General features: G+C 45.3%; 17 protein-coding genes. 5 read left to right on the top strand and 12 right to left on the bottom strand.

Annotation, left to right across the window (positions count from 1 at the left end):
• Nucleotides 1–5 precede the first annotated feature (5 nt).
• From WMO65_RS16555 to WMO65_RS16525, 7 genes are all read right to left on the bottom strand, one after another.
• On the bottom strand, nucleotides 6–824 hold the full coding sequence (locus tag WMO65_RS16555) for an AraC family transcriptional regulator (protein ID WP_130179757.1): 819 nt from the start codon (nucleotides 822–824) through the stop codon (nucleotides 6–8).
• Between the two features lie 83 nt (nucleotides 825–907).
• Entirely contained in the window at nucleotides 908–1,948 is a 1,041-nt protein-coding gene (locus WMO65_RS16550) for a zinc-dependent alcohol dehydrogenase (protein ID WP_148391803.1), read from the bottom strand.
• 15 nt (nucleotides 1,949–1,963) lie between these two features.
• Entirely contained in the window at nucleotides 1,964–2,962 is a 999-nt protein-coding gene (locus tag WMO65_RS16545) for a Gfo/Idh/MocA family protein (protein ID WP_148391802.1), read from the bottom strand.
• A 59-nt stretch (nucleotides 2,963–3,021) separates the two neighbouring features.
• On the bottom strand, nucleotides 3,022–3,864 hold the full coding sequence (locus WMO65_RS16540) for a carbohydrate ABC transporter permease (protein ID WP_052099779.1): 843 nt from the start codon (nucleotides 3,862–3,864) through the stop codon (nucleotides 3,022–3,024).
• Between the two features lie 13 nt (nucleotides 3,865–3,877).
• Nucleotides 3,878–4,768, bottom strand: coding sequence for a carbohydrate ABC transporter permease (locus WMO65_RS16535; protein WP_148391801.1), 891 nt, complete (start codon nucleotides 4,766–4,768; stop codon nucleotides 3,878–3,880).
• Between the two features lie 100 nt (nucleotides 4,769–4,868).
• Nucleotides 4,869–6,227: an ABC transporter substrate-binding protein gene (locus tag WMO65_RS16530; RefSeq protein ID WP_033144182.1), complete on the bottom strand. Its 1,359-nt coding sequence runs from the start codon at nucleotides 6,225–6,227 to the stop codon at nucleotides 4,869–4,871.
• 466 nt (nucleotides 6,228–6,693) lie between these two features.
• Nucleotides 6,694–7,482: an HAD family hydrolase gene (locus tag WMO65_RS16525; protein ID WP_130179760.1), complete on the bottom strand. Its 789-nt coding sequence runs from the start codon at nucleotides 7,480–7,482 to the stop codon at nucleotides 6,694–6,696.
• 690 nt (nucleotides 7,483–8,172) lie between these two features.
• Between WMO65_RS16525 and WMO65_RS16520 the strand changes: the two genes are divergently transcribed.
• The 3 genes from WMO65_RS16520 (at nucleotide 8,173) to pdaA (ending at nucleotide 10,371) form a co-directional block, all read left to right on the top strand.
• Nucleotides 8,173–9,114, top strand: a complete 942-nt coding sequence (locus tag WMO65_RS16520; RefSeq protein WP_148391800.1) for a 3-isopropylmalate dehydrogenase — start codon at nucleotides 8,173–8,175, stop codon at nucleotides 9,112–9,114.
• A gap of 60 nt (nucleotides 9,115–9,174) precedes the next feature.
• Complete coding sequence (locus WMO65_RS16515; RefSeq protein ID WP_148391799.1) at nucleotides 9,175–9,420, top strand: hypothetical protein; 246 nt, start codon at nucleotides 9,175–9,177, stop codon at nucleotides 9,418–9,420.
• Between the two features lie 102 nt (nucleotides 9,421–9,522).
• The gene (gene pdaA / locus WMO65_RS16510) at nucleotides 9,523–10,371 is read left to right on the top strand and encodes a delta-lactam-biosynthetic de-N-acetylase (RefSeq protein ID WP_033144178.1); all 849 of its coding nucleotides are present in this window, start codon (nucleotides 9,523–9,525) and stop codon (nucleotides 10,369–10,371) included.
• A 177-nt stretch (nucleotides 10,372–10,548) separates the two neighbouring features.
• Here the strand turns inward: pdaA and WMO65_RS16505 are convergent, their stop codons facing one another.
• Entirely contained in the window at nucleotides 10,549–12,015 is a 1,467-nt protein-coding gene (locus WMO65_RS16505) for an alpha-glucosidase/alpha-galactosidase (RefSeq protein ID WP_148391798.1), read from the bottom strand.
• Nucleotides 12,016–12,284: 269 nt separating this feature from the next.
• Here WMO65_RS16505 and WMO65_RS16500 point away from each other — a divergent pair, with 269 nt between their 5' ends.
• Nucleotides 12,285–13,235: an AraC family transcriptional regulator gene (locus WMO65_RS16500; RefSeq protein ID WP_033141710.1), complete on the top strand. Its 951-nt coding sequence runs from the start codon at nucleotides 12,285–12,287 to the stop codon at nucleotides 13,233–13,235.
• 122 nt (nucleotides 13,236–13,357) lie between these two features.
• Here the strand turns inward: WMO65_RS16500 and WMO65_RS16495 are convergent, their stop codons facing one another.
• Entirely contained in the window at nucleotides 13,358–14,614 is a 1,257-nt protein-coding gene (locus WMO65_RS16495) for a galactokinase (RefSeq protein ID WP_130179764.1), read from the bottom strand.
• Between the two features lie 136 nt (nucleotides 14,615–14,750).
• Between WMO65_RS16495 and WMO65_RS16490 the strand changes: the two genes are divergently transcribed.
• On the top strand, nucleotides 14,751–15,638 hold the full coding sequence (locus tag WMO65_RS16490) for a helix-turn-helix transcriptional regulator (RefSeq protein ID WP_187370536.1): 888 nt from the start codon (nucleotides 14,751–14,753) through the stop codon (nucleotides 15,636–15,638).
• A gap of 481 nt (nucleotides 15,639–16,119) precedes the next feature.
• On the opposite strand, the gene WMO65_RS16485 is transcribed toward WMO65_RS16490, so the two are convergent.
• Genes WMO65_RS16485 through WMO65_RS16475 form a run of 3 tightly spaced genes read right to left on the bottom strand, consistent with a single transcriptional unit; the run spans nucleotide 16,120 to nucleotide 18,511 of the window.
• Nucleotides 16,120–16,599, bottom strand: coding sequence for a hypothetical protein (locus tag WMO65_RS16485; RefSeq protein ID WP_148391796.1), 480 nt, complete (start codon nucleotides 16,597–16,599; stop codon nucleotides 16,120–16,122).
• Between the two features lie 25 nt (nucleotides 16,600–16,624).
• Entirely contained in the window at nucleotides 16,625–17,914 is a 1,290-nt protein-coding gene (locus tag WMO65_RS16480) for a hypothetical protein (RefSeq protein WP_148391795.1), read from the bottom strand.
• A gap of 12 nt (nucleotides 17,915–17,926) precedes the next feature.
• Nucleotides 17,927–18,511 (bottom strand): hypothetical protein, encoded by a 585-nt coding sequence (locus WMO65_RS16475; RefSeq protein WP_033141705.1) that lies wholly within the window; start codon nucleotides 18,509–18,511, stop codon nucleotides 17,927–17,929.
• Nucleotides 18,512–18,758: the final 247 nt, after the last annotated feature.

The raw sequence follows: 18,758 nt of genomic DNA, 5'->3' as shown, positions 1-18,758 counted from the left end.
GAGGTTTAAAACCCTGTATTTCTGAACTCCTTTGGGGAGATTCCGGCCTTTTCCGTGAAAAACCTGGTGAACACCGCATGTTCGGAAAATCCCAGCTCCTCGGAAATCTCATTTATATTCATGGCAGAGGACAGCAGATAGTCCTTCGCCTTCTCAAACAACATATTTCTCTGCAGAAAAATAGGGGATATTCCGAAATACTCCTTGAATTTGTTGGAGATATAGGTGGGATTCATGTGGTATTTCTCTGCCAGTGTCTTCAGATTCATGCCTGCTGTGGGTCTCTGGGAGATATCGTCAAAAATATCCATAAACACCGCCGGAATATCCGGTGCAAGCTGGGTTTTTTCTGATTTCAGAAAGCTGTCAAAGATGCATGCCAGGACTTCAAGCGCTTTTGCATTTTTATATATCATATCGGCAATCGTCTCTTCATTCTGTATAGCTTCCATATAGTCAAAGAATTTCTGTTCAAACTCGCTGCTGTTTTCCATATGGACTTTGCAGGGCAGTTTGAGCAGACTCAGCACATCTATGTTGTAAGCTGTCCTGAAGTTAAAATGCCACCACAAAAATTCCGACTCCTCCCTGGACATCTTTACATGGTCATGGATCACATTCGGAGGCACGAAAATGGCATCTCCGTCCCTGCAGCAGTACTCTCTGTCCTGGATGCGCAGAAGGGCCTCTCCTCTTTTCAGATAGGACATTACACAAAACGGCATCTGCCGGTTAAGCTGCACCATTTCTGTTCTGGTCTGGTAATCATACTCCACGATGTCCAGTACTGCACGCTGTATCAAAGGTCTTAAACGTTCACTCATGCTGTCTCCTCTCTCTGCGTCCCGGACCGTGCCCCTGCGGTCACAGTCCCTCCCGGCAGGCCGTTTGAATCTTGCCCCGGAGATTACTGATTTTTAAAAGCAACCCCCATCTTCACACTCTCCTGCGGGTTTTCCACAATATAGTGCAGATAGCTCTCATCACAGGTCTCAAAATCCACCACGGGATCAACGATATTTTCACAGGAGAACATGCCCTTACAGAGCATATCCCATGCCTCTCTGCATATTCTGTCAAAGCTCCATCTCGGGTAATCATTGTTCGGCTCACTGCATGCCCGTGAAAAGTAAAAATGACACTGGTTAAAATGTCCCTCATATCCCAGATTGATGGGAATATGGCATTCTCCCAGCCAGCCCACCATGGCAAAATTTCCTCCATAGGCAAGAGCCCGGATTCCCTGCTCCACTGCCTTATAATTTCCGCTTGTCTCGATCACAACATCCATACCGATTCCGTTTGTCTTATCCCTTAAGATCAGCCCGAAATCCTCCTTCGTCGGGTCAAACGCCATATCCGCGCCATTATCCAGCGCAGCCTGCCGCCTTTTCTCTATGGGGTCTGTTACCACAACAAGGGAAGCCCCCGCCGCTTTTGCAGCCTGGGCAGCCATAAGTCCAATAGCCCCAAGACCGGAGATCAGCACTTTATCGCCCAGACGTACATGGCCGTCCCGCATTCCCCCCAGGGCAAACTGAAGGGGATCATAGCAGACTGCCTCTTTCCAGGTCATACTTTCCGGCATGACCAGGACATCCTCTGCCTTTACTGTGTGGGTGTTTTTCAGATTGCCGTATCCGGCAACCCTCTGCCCTGTCTCCAGGCCCTCTACGCCCTGGCCGATCTCGGTGATTCTGCCCACCCACATATTTCCCAGGCCGGACGTTCCGTCATACACAAGCTCCTTTTCTCTCGGTCTGAAAATGTGTGTATTCTCATCGTAGTAAACCTTTGCAAAGGGGTCTTTCTCATATCCGTGCAGTTCTGTGCCGTGTTTCGGTGCACCGTAATCCGATACCACCCTTACATAACCTGCCTGAAGAGGCATTTCCTGATATTCTTCCAAAACAGGCTTTCCGTTTCGTCCTAAGAGTAATTGTTTCATAATGTGTGTCCTCCTTTATTTATGTAAACCTACTTTTATGCCGTCCATGCCTGCGGATTCCACCACGGTCTCCACATAACAGAGGCTTTTATAACCTTCTTTGATGTCGCATGTTGTCTGTTTCTTTTCTCTGACACATTCCAGGAACTCCCTGACCTCATCCAGATATGCGTCCTCTTCAGAATCTACCGTCTCTGTCCTTAACCCGCCTTCACCCGTGTAAGTAAAGACCGCATGGTTAAAGTCACGAAAATCAGCGGTGACTTTCTCGTATACCACCTTGAATCTGCCGATCCATTCTCCCGGAACCTCACAGTTATTGGCAGTGATAGCGGCCACAGCACCGTTGGTAAATCCGGCAAAGGAGGCACTTACATCCTCTACTGTGTAGTTATGGATATGGTTGTGGCATACATTTCCCATGACACCTGCGGCGTATTTTGGTTCTCCCATCAGGTAACGGCATAAGTCATAGACATGAATTGCCTGCTCATAGATCTGTCCGCCGCACAGATCAACATTGATCCACCAGGGTGTGTGAAGGGAATTGCAGGAATAATGTCCGTGAAACAGCACCGGCCTTCCCGCCTCACCGGACGCGATCAGCTCTTTCATTTTTTTAACCGCAGCCCCCTGTCTCATGTGAAATCCGACTCTGGTGATAATCCCGCTTTTCGCGGCGCTCTCCACCATTCTTTTCCCTGTCTCTGTATTCAGAGCAATCGGTTTCTCTATGAAAATGTGCTTTCCTCTCTCTGCGGCACGCTCAAACTGATGGTCCTGGGCAAAGGGCGGAAGACAGATGAACAATACATCAAAATCACCTTCATCCAGCATTTTGTCAAAGTCATCGTATTCCTGTATATTTTCCTGCGGTATTTCCTCACAGAAAGCCTCTCTGGCTGCCCTGCTCTTGTCGCATACGCAGGATATCTGTGCACCTGATTCCAGGAGCCTTTTGGCATGGCCTTTTCCCATATTTCCGGCCCCCAGTATTGCTGCTTTTACACTCATTAAATTTTTCCTCCTCTATTTTAAATCGTTCTTTGCTCCGGCTGCTGCCTTTTCTGCTGCTATCCCTTCACGGCTCCGGCAGTGATACCGTCAACGAAACTTCTCTGGAATATGGAATATACAATGATGATCGGCACCGTACAAATGGTCACTCCCGCCGCTATCAGCGATGTATTCATGGTATATTCCCCCTGGAAATACATAAGCCCCAGAGGCAGCGTCCTGTATTTATCGTCATACACCATCAGCATGGGCAGAAGATAATCATTCCAGGACCACATAAATTCAAAAATCAGCAGGGAAGTCAGAGCAGGTTTTGTCAGCGGAAGCATAACATACAGCCACGCCTTCCACTTTCCGGCCCCGTCAATGGTGGCCGACTCTATCAGTTCATCCGGCAGTTCCCGGAAAAATGACCGCATCATAAAGCAGGCAAACGGCATGGACAGCCCAAAGTACGGCAATATCATAGCCTGCAGTGTGTTGATCATGCCAAGCTGCTGTACATTATAGTAAAGCGGTATGATCATGGCATTGATCGGTATCATCATACCTATGAGAATAAAATAAAAAATCTGGTTTCTCCCTTTCCATTTCAGTTTGCCAAAGGCATACCCTGCCATGGACGAAAGCAGCAGCACCACAAAAACCCTGGGTACAGCCACTAAAATGCTGTTTTTCATATAGCCGCCCATGCGCCCGGTTGTCCATGCTTCTTTTATGTATTCAAAGGTCACTGAAGTGGGAAATGCAAACGGATCGTTTACGGAAGGGTCAAAGGGCTTTATTGCTGCCATCCACATCCAGAAGATGGGAAGAACGGAGACCAGCACAAATAAGATCAATATGGCATGTGTCAGAATACTGACCAGGTGCCGCCTGGCCGCTGTGTGTTCACTCATATTTTCCCCTCCTCTACTCTTTGTCTGTCAGTTTCATGAAAATTCCGGAGCATACCGCAATGATCACAGCCAGAACCACAGCAAGTGCCGAACCATATCCGTAATCATTCATATTAAAAGCTGAATTATACATGTAGGTGGAAATAACCTCTGACGAGTGATAAGGCCCACCCTTCGTCATAATATAGATCAAGTCAAATACTTTAAACGAACCGATCAGTGAATTGGATACCAAAAGTACGATCGTCCCCTTAATAAGCGGAACAATGACATAGATAAACTTCTGAAAGGCATTGGCCCCCTCCAGTTTTGCCACTTCCAGATAGCTGGTATCAATCCCCTGCAGCGCCGCAAGAAATACCACCATATTAAATCCGTAACAGGTCCAGCTTCCCGCAAGCACCAGGAACCATATGACCATTTTCCCATCCCCGAGAAAATCGATTCCCGCGGCCCCATGCATTCCCAGAGCATTCAGCATCCTTCCCAGGATTCCGAATTCCGGATTGTAGATCCATCCCCATACGATGCCGACTGCAACAAGCGAAACCACATTCGGCATGAAATAGGTAAGCCGGTACAAAAATTTTCCTTTTACATACTTCTGTGTCAGCATCACCGCAAAGATCAGCCCCAGAAGTACAGGAACAAAAATGGTAAACAGTATCCAGATGACATTGTTCCCCAATGCTTTATAAAAAATGGGGTCCTTCAGTACCCTTGCATAATTATCCAGACCCACAAACTTCATGAAAGGAGCCGCGCCGTTCCATTCATGAAAACTGATCCTCACAGTTGAAAAAATAGGTATCACCAGAAACAGGCAGTAGAACAGCAGTGCCGGAAGTGCAAAAGCAAAGCATCCCATCCAGTTTTTCAGCAACATCCTTTTTCTTTTATCCATAAAAACACCCTTCCCGCTGCACGTGACAGGGCTGCAGCAGAATCCTGCAGCCCCTCACAGATTTATAACAATAGAATGTTCACAGGTATGCTTCTGCCGCCTATTCTACTGAGTAGTTTCCTGCCTCGATCTCTTCCTCAAATGCCTTCTGCTTCTGTTCCATACAGGCAGCTCCGTCAATCTTGCCCGCAATAAGCTGCTGCACGTAGTTCTGTGTCACATCATTTACCTTAGGCGGCATAAGCACGTCTATATTCTCGCCAAGGTTCTCGGACGCGTTGATCTCATCCACCACATCTTTGAACAGCTCACTGACTTCGTAGGCGCTGTAATCCACATCTTTTACAGAGGGGATCAGACCTGCTTCATACCAGAGTTCCATGTTGTCAGGCTGGAACATATAGTCCAGAAATTTTACTGTCTCTTCCGGATATTTCGTCTTAGAATTTACAACTACAGCTTCACCAAGTCCCCCCGGAGGGCAGTTGTCCAGATCATCCGATGCTACCGGTACGAAGAAAAATCCCACATTGTCCTTCATATTCTCCACACACGCGGATACCAGCCAGGTACCGGTCACACGCATGGCACCTTCCCCTGCGTAGAATGCTTTATTTGCATCTTCGGATGCCAGGCTCAGAGGCTTCTCTGTGGCATATCCCTTTTCAAACACACTGTAAAGTTCATCAAGAGCTGCCCCGAATCCTTCGCTTGTCCAGGGTATTTTTCCCGCTACCGCTTCTTTTACTCTGTCCGCTCCCACAAAACTGTTCAGCCAGATTGACTCATAGTGAAATCCCGGCCACTGCTCTTTGTCATCCATGATAAGCGGCGTGATGCCTTTGTCTTTGAATTTCTGGCATATCTGCATAAACTCTTCGTAAGTCTCCGGTACTTCAATGCCTTCCTCCTCGAACATTTTCTTGTTGTAATATACGCCCAGCATTTCCAGCTCATTGGCTACACCGTACAGTTTGCCGTCGTATACGGTTTTCTCCAGAGCCCAGTCATGGAACCTGTCATCCCATTTATACTGTTCCCTGTAGTCGCTCAGATCCATTGCCAGACCGGCATTTGCCAGAACGCCCAGATAACCGGCACCGGCGTCATAACTGAAGATATCCGGGCCTTCTCCGCTGTTGATGGCAGGCTTGATGGTATTTCTCAGGTCTGCAACCTTGAAAGCGGTACGCTTGATGGTGACATTGGGATTTTCCTTCTCAAAATTCTCGATGATGGTGTCTATCATTTTCGCTCCGGCACCCTCTGTCCTTAAATCCCACATGTTCAGTTCAATTTTTTCTGTGGAAGCAGCATCATCCCCCGAGTCACCTGCATCCGTTTTTGTCTCTGTCTTGCTTTCAGCCGTATCGCCCTCTTTTGCCGTTCCGGGCGTACATCCTGCCAACATTGTCCCCACAAGCACCAAACCGGTCAATACCTTCCATTTTCTTCCCATAAATACATCTCCTTTGCATAATATTTAATATTTTTGGTATGTTTAATATAGCATTTCTTGTAGAAAATGTACTTACCACTCTTTTTCCTGTTCTTTGCAGTTTTACATATTTCGGTAATATCTTTGCAGATTTACATATTTTTCTTCGATTTCGGCTGTTTGCATGGTGTATTTTTCTGCGTAAATACTGTAGAATTGCAAAGGAATTTGTTATTGATTAATTTTTCTGATAAATACGATTATTTAATTATCAGATACTTTTTCTAAATTAAATACTTTTTGCGCTGAATAGCCAAATAATCATCAAAGGGATTTCCTCTCGGAAAAAGAAATGCAAAAAATAACTGTCCGGCAGTTTTATGCCGGGCAGTTGCTTTTTTGGGTGGGACTCTATTATTATTGATTGTTTAAGAGCGTGTCTTGTGTCTGATAATTGATTTTGATAAGCTGTGCATGACAATGCGCATCATATTATTCCGTAATGTTTCAGCGCATAATGGATACCATCTTCCTCGATTCCCTTTGTCACATAACTGCAGTACGGGAGGATCTCTTCTTTGGCATTTCCCATTGCTATGCTGTTCTTTACTGCTTTCAGCATATCCAGATCATTCTCACTGTCGCCTACAGCAAAGCAGTTCTCCATATCTGCATCCAGATGGCTGCACATAAACCGGATTCCTGTAGCCTTTGTGTAATCTTTCTGCGTCACCTCCCAGACATTGCCGCCCCGGGGGATGCAGTAAAAATGTTCATCCAGAAATACTTTTATCTCCCCGGCCGCTTCTGTGTCCGGAAGGAATATAAGGCATTTATCATAGGTCTGGTTTTCATCGCGAAATAACTCTTCGATATTTCTCCCTTTCGCCGCAAATATCTGTATTGCCTCCTGAAGCCATGGATTGGGGTAACTGAAATCAAAATATATAGCCTTGTCAGCCTCATAAAATACAGGGATCTTGGCATCCCTCAGCATTTTTGCAACTTTCACACACATGTCATGGGGAATTGCGGATTCCAGCAGCTTTTTGCCTCTGTAATAAATGTGGGTGCCGCAGCCACAGACATATCCGTCAAAATCCATGGAACGGATTTCCTCACTGATACTGTAATACGTCCTTCCGGTATTGACAAACACCTGGTGCCCGTTTCTCTTTGCCCCGGCAATGGCGGTCCTGGTACTGTCGGGTATGATCCCGGAGGGCTCCATTGCAAGTGTGCCGTCAATGTCAAAAAATATTAGTTTACTGTCCATAATCTCTCCTTAATGTTAAAGTCCGCTTTTTTAAGTGTCTTACTGCATATAAAAACCACCCTTAAACCTTGGCATGTCAGGGTGGTATCCTTTACTTTCAGAGGTCAGCCGCGCTTGGCTGTTGTGTTCTTTTCCGTCTTCAATTTATCATATTTCTGTTAAGAATTCAAGCGATTATTGCCGGTCGTTATTGACGCTATTATTGCTGCGTTGCTGTCCACACGCCACTGTGCCGCGAGGTGTTTTCAGGCCGAGGGCATGAAAATCCCGAGGCAGCCAGCGCGATATGGAGCATTCTGCTCCATATCTGTGCATCGCGAAGCGTGTTGCCGGGCACGCAGTGAAGAGCAGCATTGCTGCGCCGGCAAGTGGTTACTGACTGCGCTGCGCCCGGCAGTTGCCAATCCATTCTCCTGCTAAACTACACTAAGTTTTACATGTAAACCGGAAATACCTGTTGCCGGCAGAAAAGGCCTGTGCTAAAATTAAAAAAAGCATATTTTCTGGATTATCTTTCTATTTTTGAATCAGTCTTGGGATTCAAAATATCTTATATCATTTCATAATAACGGGTCGACGTATGTCCGGCCTGTCCTTTCAGAAAATTCGTGCTTTTCACCACATTTTTTGCAGGAGTTTTCGGAAAGGTTAGAAACCTCCTGCGTCTATAACTAAAAAAGGAGGTTTTATATGGAAGAACGGAAACAGCAGCCGCATGCCCTGCAGTGGCATCCTGCTTTTTACGCCGGAATTCAAATTGAACTGGAAGCAGAGGCAGATCCGCTGCTCTTTGAAAACGAACATCAATTGGGTACAAAACCAAAGGAAATCGATGTGCTGATCGTAAAAAAAGAAAGAGATATTTCTATCCGAAAAAATATCGGAAGGATTTTCAGAGCACACAACATTGTAGAATATAAAAGTCCTAAGGATTATCTGAGTGTGGATGATTTTTATAAGGTTTATGGTTATACTTGTTTTTATAAGGCAGATACCGCGCAGGCTGACAGCATCGCCATCCATGATATTACCATAACCTTTGTATGCCACCGGTATCCGCGCAGTCTCATGCGGCACTTGACAGAGGAACGGGGCTATGAAATCCACAGAGAAGAGGATGGCATTTATTATATCACCGGAGATAATATCCCAATTCAGCTGATCCTGACAAAGGAACTGTCTAAGGAACAGAATCTATGGCTGAAAAGCCTGACAGATGAACTGGAAGAAACAGAGACGGCAAAACATTTGATTGAGCAGTATGGAAAGCATAAAGGTAATAACCTGTATAAATCCGTTATGGATCTTATTGTCCGTGCAAACAAAGATAAATTCAAGGAGGCGAAGATTATGTGTGAAGCATTAGAAGAATTAATGGAGGATGAACTGGAAGCTAAAAGGACTCAGGGACTGGCAGAAGGATTGGCTTTGGGAGAGGCAAAAGGACTGGCCTTGGGAGAGGCTTTGGGAAAGGCAGAGAGTATTGTGGTTCTGCTGAAGGATCTGGGTGATGTATCTGAGAAACTGCAGCGAAATATTATGGAACAAAATGACACTGAAATTCTGAACCAGTGGCTCAAATACGCGGCCAGGGCCAAGACAATCCGGGACTTTGAACAGAAAATCCAATAAACCCTGACCATAGCCAAAGAAAACTGAAAACACAAAAATAAATTTAAGGGGACGAAGACTATGTGTGAGGCATTGAAAGAATTGATGAAGGATGAACTGGACGCCAAGTGGGCGGAAGGATTTGCAGAGGGACGGGCCTTGGGAAGGGCTTTGGTTATTCTGGATCTGCTGAAGGATTTGGGCGAAGTATCTGAAGAGCTGCAAAGAAAGATTATGGAACAGAGTGACACTGAAGTTCTAAACCAGTGGCTCAGATACGCGGCCAGGGCCGATACAATTCAGGAATTTGAGCAAAAAATTCAATAACGGCTAACCGGAAGCATGCTCCGCATCCGCAAACTTTAAGTCCTGTCATAAAACCTCTGCAAAGGAAATATGATAGAATAAACAACCCTTCCAGGACTTATTATGCTACATAACATTCCAATTAAAAAATTTCTGGCAATCGCTCTTCTCTTTGCCGCAGCCTACTTTGCCGGCTGTTTTATCGCTGAGGCGGTAAACGGCAGGCAGGCAGAATCCGTCTCCACCTCCGCTGACGGCAACTGGGGCCTTAGTTTTCAGGAGGAGGGCAAACCGCCTGTGGCAAACGCCACCTTCGATGAATTGAAACAGTACGATGCCTATTATGCCGAAAATACAGAAGAGAAAGTCATTTACCTCACCTTTGACTGCGGCTATGAAAACGGAAATACAGCCACCATCCTGGACGCACTGAAAAAACACAATGCCCCTGCCACCTTCTTTGTGGTTGGAAATTTCATCTCCACCAGCCCTGATCTGGTAAAACGGATGGTCAAGGAAGGCCACACCGTGGGCAATCATTCCTTCCATCACCCGGATATGTCCAAAATATCCACCATAGATTCCTTCTCCAAGGAACTTCAGGAGTTGGAAGACCTCTACACAGAGACTACCGGTAAGCCCATGACCAAGTTCTATCGCCCGCCCCAGGGCAAATACAGTGAAAGCAACCTGAAAATGGCACAGGAACTGGGCTATAAGACTTTCTTCTGGAGTCTTGCCTATGTAGACTGGTATCAGGATAAGCAGCCTTCAAAAGAGGAGGCCTTCAGTAAACTTATCGGAAGGATCCACCCCGGCGCCGTCGTACTCCTGCACAGCACCTCCAGCACAAATGCCCAGATTCTCGATGAACTGCTGAGCAAATGGGAAGAGATGGGGTATACTTTCCAGTCATTGGATCAGTTGGTGGAAAAGAGCGGGACGGTAAAAAAGACATCTAATATTGTCTGATACAGATTATCTGACATCTCCGGCCAGGATAAACGTATGAAATAAGAATAGCAGACAAACGTCAATAAGCCTGCCCTGTACTTAACCGTCAGGCAGGCTTATTGCTTACTTAAGGTCAGCCGCTTTATGTGCGCCTGTTCCTTTTCTAACTATAATATAGCATTATGGAGGCAATATTTATACCGTAATTTTCCTCTTTTCATGCTCCGCAGCAACTTCCTCAACAGATTTCTCCTGAAGTCTCACTGCTCCTTTATATCCTTCTTTCGTAGGAATCAAATCGCCCTTTGCCAGGTTCTCTTTTGCCTGTGCAATGGCTTCTTTATACTGCGGCAGCCATTGTTCCTGCGCAACCAGCATTTCGTCGATCATCTGCCATACTTCCGGCGGGTTGCAGACTGCACCTGTGAGCGGATCCATTAATGCAGCCTGTTTCAGCAGTTTTGCATCTCCATGCACGGCTGCCTCTACTGCCAATTTCTGAACCCAGATGGACTGTGAACACACTGCTGCGCATCCCAGAGGAAGGTCTCCCACCTTAGGAACACTGATGCCGTTTCCATCTACATAACAGGGAACTTCCACTACGCTTTCATAAGGAAGGTTCGTGATGCAGCCCTCATTCATCATATTGAAATGTCCTCTGTATTTTTTACCCGTTTCAAGTGATTCAATGATGTAAGAACAGTGCTCTTTTCCTCTCTCGGAACCGTCCAGTTTCTTCGGCTCCTCAGCCAGGATCTTCGGATAATCGGTATCAAACCAGTTTCTCTCCTCTCTGGTCACACGCAGATATCCGCCTGTCTCTCCGTTGATCCAGTTGTCCAGATTGATCCAGTCTTTGATCTCATCCGGACGTTTGCGGTACCAGGAAACGTACTCGGAAAGGTGTCCGTTGGATTCTGTGGAATAATAGCCAAAACGCTTCAGCATATCAATACGCACTTTTTCTTCTTCGCTGAATTTTTCATGCGCTTCAAATCCCGGCAGGATTTCCGGCAGCATATCTTCTCCGTGATGTTTCACGGAAATATACCATGTCTGGTGGTTGATACCTGCACAGATAATATCCAGCTCTTCTCTGGGGATTCCAAGAACTTCCGCAATCTGCAGTTCGCCGTGTATCTCACCGTGGCAAAGGCCGATGGTCTTCACGCCGCCGTATTTATTGCAGGCCCAGGTAGCCATTGCATTGGGGTTTGAGTAGTTGAGCATGATTGCTCCCTCCTCAGCCACCTCACGGATATCCTTACAGAAATCCAGCATGGCAGCAATCACTCTCTGTCCGTACATGATTCCGCCTGTGCAGAGTGTATCACCTACACACTGGTCAACACCGTATTTCAGCGGAATCTCAATATCTGTCTCAAAGCCCTCCAGACCGCCGACACGTACACAGTTAATGATGTAGCGGGCATTTCTGAATGCCTCTCTTCTGTCTGTGGTTGCCTGAATCTTCACAGGGATTCCATTGGCATCCAGGTCTCTCTGGCATAATGCTCTTGTTCTCTCCAGGTTCTCCCCATTGATATCTGTAAATGCGATCTCCACATCGCGAAGCTCCGGCACTGACATGATATCTGTGAATAATGTCCTTGCAAATACAAGGCTTCCCGCTCCGATAAATGCTATTTTAAAACTCATAACATAACCTCCCGTTTTTCTTTTGGTTTTTATGATGTTTATTATAAACGGTGGTTTTTATTGATGTGGAAAGTATTGTTGTGCAAATTTGAAAATGCAAGATATTGCCGTATATATTTTTCTTGACAACCGACGGGCCAGCTCTCACAATAAAAGTAACCGAAATGATCCTACCCAAAATGCATAAGCGCCGGAAACCATGTCACCTTATCATCCTCATAGATATTCTGAATACGGATGACCGCGCGATCGCTGAAAGGAGAACTGCCATGAGCATTTTTAATCCCACACATCATTTCATTTCCATAACTGCTTTTTACGCCCTTTCCCTGACAGAATATGATATGCACGCTCATGCCCATGCCAGTTGTGAAATCATGTATGTCACAAAAGGAAATTGTCATATTTATGTAAACCATGAAGCGCACTGTCTGGAAGAAAGACAGTTTATATTTCTGGACGCTGAAGTGCCTCACCGTTTATGGATTCCCAAGGGTTCTCCCTGCTCCCTGCTGAATCTGGAGTTTCGCTGCCAGGAGGAGAAGACTACACTGGACATCTTAGAACCAAGGAGGGAAAGTGCGTCTTTTGACCGTTTCTGCCGTTCCAAAAAGGCTATCTGGATTTCCAATGACACAGGAAATCTGGGGTATTCCCTGAAAGACCTGATTTCTCAGTTAGAGCAGAAGATTCCGTATTCCAAAGATGTACATATGTCCCGCAAATTCACTGCCCCGGACACGGATTACCTTATCCGGCTGCTGTTTTTCCGCACCATGCTGGAGCTGTCCCAGTGTCTTCTGGAAAATAACAAGGCAACAGGTGCCGTATACCTGAAAAAAGCCTTACTGTATATCTCTGCGCATCTGACAGAAGATATACGGATTCCGGAACTGGCTGCTTACGCCGGAATTAACAAATCTTATCTCCAATCCCTGTTTTCCAGACATATGCACTGCACGATTACAGATTATGTCAACCGAAAAAGATTGGAACAGGCTGCTTTTCTGCTGACAAACAGTTCTCTGTCCGTGACAGATATTGCGTTCCATGCAGGATACAACAGCCGCCAGCATTTTGGCAGCACTTTTGAAAAATATTATGGAACAAGCCCCAGGGCTTACCGTCAGCTTCATGAAAAGAAGATAGATACTTCTACCGGACATGGACAGTATACGATTCGGGAGGATGGGACCTGGGATACGGAACCGCTGGAATAAAAAAACAGGGGAGTGAAGTAACCGTTATGGTTATTCGGCAACAGCTCAGCTGTCTGAATTTTGCTGAGCTGTTACGTTATCTTCACTCCCCTGGCTTATTTATGATTCTGCCTTCAGAAATTTTAGAAATCCATATGTACTGCGCCTGTCTGGCGAATCTGCATTACATAAATATTTTCTTTACCCATGTATGGTGTCATGTATTCTACATAATCTGCTGTCATATCTTTAGGAAGCACTGCTGCGATCACACCGGCAAATCCGCCGCCATGTACTCTGCAGTAACCTCTTCCGGCCTCTTCGATGAACATTTCTGTCAGAGCCAGGGCTACCGGAACCGCCTGTTCTGTCTCATCCTTAGTTGCAAAACAGTTCTGCAGCCATTTCCAGGAAGAATTACCGGATTTGGTGATACACTGTAAAAAGGTATCGTAATCCTCTTCTTTGATTGCTTTCACTGCAGCATCCACACGGTTCTGCTCCGCGAAGAAATGCAGTGCGCGCATAACAGCTCTGTCTCCGGCTTCTTTTCTGACTTTGTTCAGATTCTGCATAAACTCTTTTTCATCCACATCGGCGAGCACTTCTTTGCCCATAACCTGTGCTGCTTTTTTCATTTCGATGGGGACAGAAGAATACTCTGCACTTAAATCCGCATGGCCTTTTCCTGTATTTACAATGATCAGGTCATATCCAAGCTGGTCATATCCGAAATCCAGCTTCTCTACTTTCGGCATTTCCTCTTTGAAATCAATGGTGATCACACCGCCCACTGCACACGCCATCTGATCCAGCAGACCGGACTGTTTTTCCCAATATTCATGCTCTGCGTACTGGCCGATCTTAGCGTATTCAACATAATCTATTTTTCCGTCATTGCTGAAATAATCAACGATAGCACAGATAAGCATTTCAAATGATGCGGATGAGCTTACCCCTGCTGCGCCGATAACATCTGTGGACACATATGCGTCAAAGCCTTCCACTTTATATCCCTTTTTCACAAATCCCTCAAACATACCGATTAGCAGGGAAAGTGTTCCCTGGCATTTGCAGGTTGTGTCCATATTGTCTAAATCAACAGTAATGCTCTGGTTATAATTCTCGCTGATCACGTGAACCAGTGAGGTGCCGTTCTTCCTTGCCGCAGCAATCGTATCCATAGCAATACTTCCGGTCAGCACCTTACCATGGTTGTGGTCCGTATGGTTGCCCAGGATCTCTGTTCTTCCTGGTGATGTGAAGAAGTCAGCTTCACCTTCGCCAAATGCTTTCACAAATTCCCGGTACAGATGATTGTAGCGCTCCTGCTCCATCTGCAATTTCTCTTCACCGTAAACTGTTTTCAGAGTTGCAACTGCTTTTTCATTTTCAAACATTGTAAAATACCTCCCGTTTTTCTTGACTCATACTTTACTTGTATTATAATGTAGATATTGGGTGAATTTCTAGGAATATCTTGAAGAATATATGGATGATATTGAGATTTTGGCGTTTTACCGGGGAGGAAAAAGGATGCAGATACAGACAAACAGGAATCAGAGGGAAATTAAGGCGCATGGGGACTTTACATTTCCTGTACTGGTGAGTAAAGAGTGTATTACGGACTATGAATTCGGAACATTTTCCTGGCATTGGCATTCGGAGATTGAGATGACACTGGTGGAGGACGGGGAGATGATCTACCAGGTGAACGGAGCGGATTTTCATCTGCAGGAGGGGGACGTGATGTTCGGCAATGCCAATACACTGCACAGCGGGCATATGGTTGAGGGGAAGGACTGCCATTACTGGAGTATTACCTTTGACCCCAAGATTGTGTATGGGTTCGAGAAGAGTCTGATACAGACAAAATACGTGGACCTGGTGGTAAATGGACATGAGTTCTCGGCGCTTTGGTTTGACGGGAGTGAGGAGTGGCATGGGGATATCAGGGAGAAAATGAAGAAGGTCATAGAGCTGGATTTGGAGAGGCCGGATTTTTATGAGATGGAGGTGCAGATGCTGTTGTCGGAGATTTGGCTGGTTTTGCTGCGCCATCAGGGGGCTTTTAATCAGGAGGCGGAATCGCTGAATCCTAAGGAGCTGGCAAGGCTTAAGACTATATTGGGGTTTATTCATGAGAATTATGATAAGAAAATCACCCTTACAGATATTGCAGATTCCGTGCATATCTGTAAGAGTGAGTGCTGTCGTTTTTTTAAGAAACATATGAATGAGTCTTTGTTTGATTATCTGCTGCGCTATCGGGTGGAACAGAGCATCCCTTATCTGCGGGATGAGGAGTATAGTATCACGGATGCGGCGTTTAGCGCGGGGTTTACGGACGCGGGGTATTATTCTCGGGTGTTTCGGAAATGTACCGGGGTTTCGCCGCGGAAATTCCGGAAGGATACTATATAATACCAAATGCTCTGAGTTTTCTGTAAAATGTAGTACGACAGTTGTATCATGTACACGATATATTATAGAAGGATTGAACCGTCAATACCGGAAAATAACTAAATCAAAAAACAATTAAAATGTTATAAAAAAATGAAGCCAAAGATATCGAATCCGGAAAGACACTACTACCTCATAACAAATGCTCTGGATAACAATCTTTGACTATCGAAAGATTTTTATTTATGATATTTTTACACTCAAGAACTGTTCCAATACCGCTTCCATAATCTCCTGAAGGATATCTAGGGAATTACCTTTCAGGAGAGAATAGTTGTCCACAACGATGTAGATGTCTTTTTCAGATATGTTCTTCCAGATTTATTCCTTTGTTTTTAAGATAAAAATACTCCTTTTTGATAAGAATTTTCATTTCCCGATTCTTATCAAAAAGGAGCTATTTTTTTAATTTAAATCATTTTATAGTTCTCACTAAACTATTTTACACTCCAGTATCCTCACTTACTGTAAAGGTAATCGTCCCTGTATACTCGCCTGCATAATCAACAGTAGATGGCTTCTGAATCTCATACTTAACTGGATTTTTATGATCTTTGTCAAAATAATTTGAGTCTGTATTAGGTTTTGTAACTTCTGCATTAATTGTTGTAGTATTGTCTTTTTCAGTCATTACTAAATTTAGATCCGTATCTACACTAGAAGTTATTCTTAGCTTTTTACCACTTGCTAATTTAAGTGTATCTTGGGCAACTAATATTGAGATATCCTGTTTTGTATCTGCTGATGCCATTGTTATCGTAGCAGGTATTGTAACACTGTATACTTCTGGCTCAGTGTAGGTTATTTTTGCATCACCTGTTCCTTTATCACTTGTGACATCTGTATCTGCCAACACCGGCACACACATCCCAATCGTCATAACCCCTGCCAATCCCATAGCTACTAACCCTTTTTTCTTCATAACCAAATCCTCCTAAATTATAATTTTAATTAATTTCCATTTCAAAATTCTCGACTCTACTCTCATACACCACATGGAACACCAGCACTCCCGAATATTCCCCCGCACACAAATCAATATTATTTTCCGGCAGAATATTCACATCCTGTGCCTCACTCCATCCATCCAGAATCGCGTGATTCTCTTCCGGTGTAATCAAGTTTCCGGCTATCTCCAGCCGGTATTCCCAACTGTTTTCTCCGCAGTACAATGCGAAGTTCTTCCTGTCTCTGCTCTCAGTTCCTTCCACTGTGACTACAAGCTCGCCATCCTCTTCCGGTATCAATTTCTTAGTCTGAATCGTAAAGCTGTCCGTGTCATCTGTCAGTTTTACCTGTGAAGGAATTTCGACTTCATATACAGGTTCATTTGACGGCAGCGGTTCTTTTTCAGCATCCAGGTCTTCCGGGGTATTCTCCATATCTTCCATTCCATCTATGGATTCTCCTTCATCCTTTTCACCGGTATCCGCTGTCTCTTCATCTTCTGCGTCTGTTTCCTCAGAAATATCCTCCTGTCCTTCCGTTTGAGGTGAGGTCACCTCATGGGCCTCTTCATCCATATGGGAAATATTATCCTTCTGGCCCTGATTTGTTATTCCGGACGGTGTATCTTTCTGACTGTCACCGCTTTCTTCTCCTCCGTTCTCATCTTCTTTCTTATTATTTTGTCCGTCTGTTTCCCCGGATTCTTCCGGTTTGGAATCCTTCTGTTCAGGATTTTCACTTTCGGGGTCATCTTCCCCCTGCTGCTCTGAATCCTGGTCTTCCTCCTCCAAATCCTTACTTTCCTGCTGTTCCTCCAGCTCCTGCTGCTTTTTCAGCTCTTCTTCTGCTTTCAGCTTTTCCAGCTCATACTTGCAGGGAACCGCTTCAACTGCAGGCCGGTACGCACATTCCGGACAATGATTTGTAATGCCGTCCCCATCCGTATCCACACACTCATGGTCGCATGGTATTTCCGGCACTGCCTCTCTATAGCCACAGAATTCATCGTGATGATGCACTCTGTTGACTTCATCCTTTTCTTCCTCATTTTCTTCCTGAAGACTATCTTCTGTTTCCTCTTCTTCATCAAAGTCCTGAGGTTCTTCTATATCTGCTAAAATCCAATTTCCGTCCACATCCCGGACAAGCTCCTGTGATACTGCAGGATCTGCTTCCCCGTCTTCATTAAATTGCTCCGCGTCAGCAAAGGCCATCCCCGTATTTCCAACTACAAGTACCGCTGACGTGATTACAGAAATTACAATCCCTCTCCAATTCCTGCTGTCCATGAAACACCACCCTTATCTCACATCGAGCACGGTCTCCATATTTGCTCCGTTCATGGGGGATAAGTCCACAATACTTGCCGTTGTGATTCTCAGTTCAGCCGCATATTCCCCTGCATCCAAAGCCTTGCTCAATGTAGCTGTTGTAATCGCCTCCCCGGGAGGCACCTGTTTTGATTCATAAAGCACTTCCCCGCTGTCCTTGAGCACAAGCTGGAATGTAAAATAACAGGGGTTCCCTTCCGGGTTGGAAAATGCCACATCCACATCTGTCTGTCCTGCAGGAATATATATCTTAGGATATCCCGGTAATTCTATATTCTCCGCATTGGGATCGCCTTTCGGGGCCTCCGGGATAGTTCCGTCCCAGTCCCCTGCATTTGGATCAATATCCGCTGATACCTGCTCCTCCTGTGCCTTGTCATTGTCTCCGCCAAACCATCCGAGCTTATACCCCGCTGCACCGGCACCGCCCACTGCTATAACACCTACAAGGGCTCCGATCATGATTTTCTGTCTCAGTACCGCTTTCTGAAGTTTTAGGGCATTATCAGTGACCATCTCACCGGTGCTCTTTGTTTTCTTCTCTTCTTCACTCAATTCTCTCACCTCTGAAATTTTTGGCCGCACGGAATTATATTTTATGTCTTCAGGATGTTTTTGTTATTATAGGTATAATAACAAAGAGAGTATGCCTAGGCATACTCTCGCGCGGTTCCTGATTTTTTTCAGTTTCGGATGTTTGTGCGGCAAACTCCGGCGCTATGCCTGAACTTTGCACAAACCTAAAGGATTCTGCTGCCTCCGGCAGGGGCGTTCTTTCATTTTTTCGTACAAAAAGAACATA

Origin of the sequence: Blautia caccae (genome assembly GCF_040095955.1) — a bacterium.
GTDB lineage: Bacteria > Bacillota > Clostridia > Lachnospirales > Lachnospiraceae > Blautia > Blautia celeris.
Note: the sequence above shows the minus strand (reverse complement) of the source record. Positions and strands in the feature narration are given on the sequence as shown.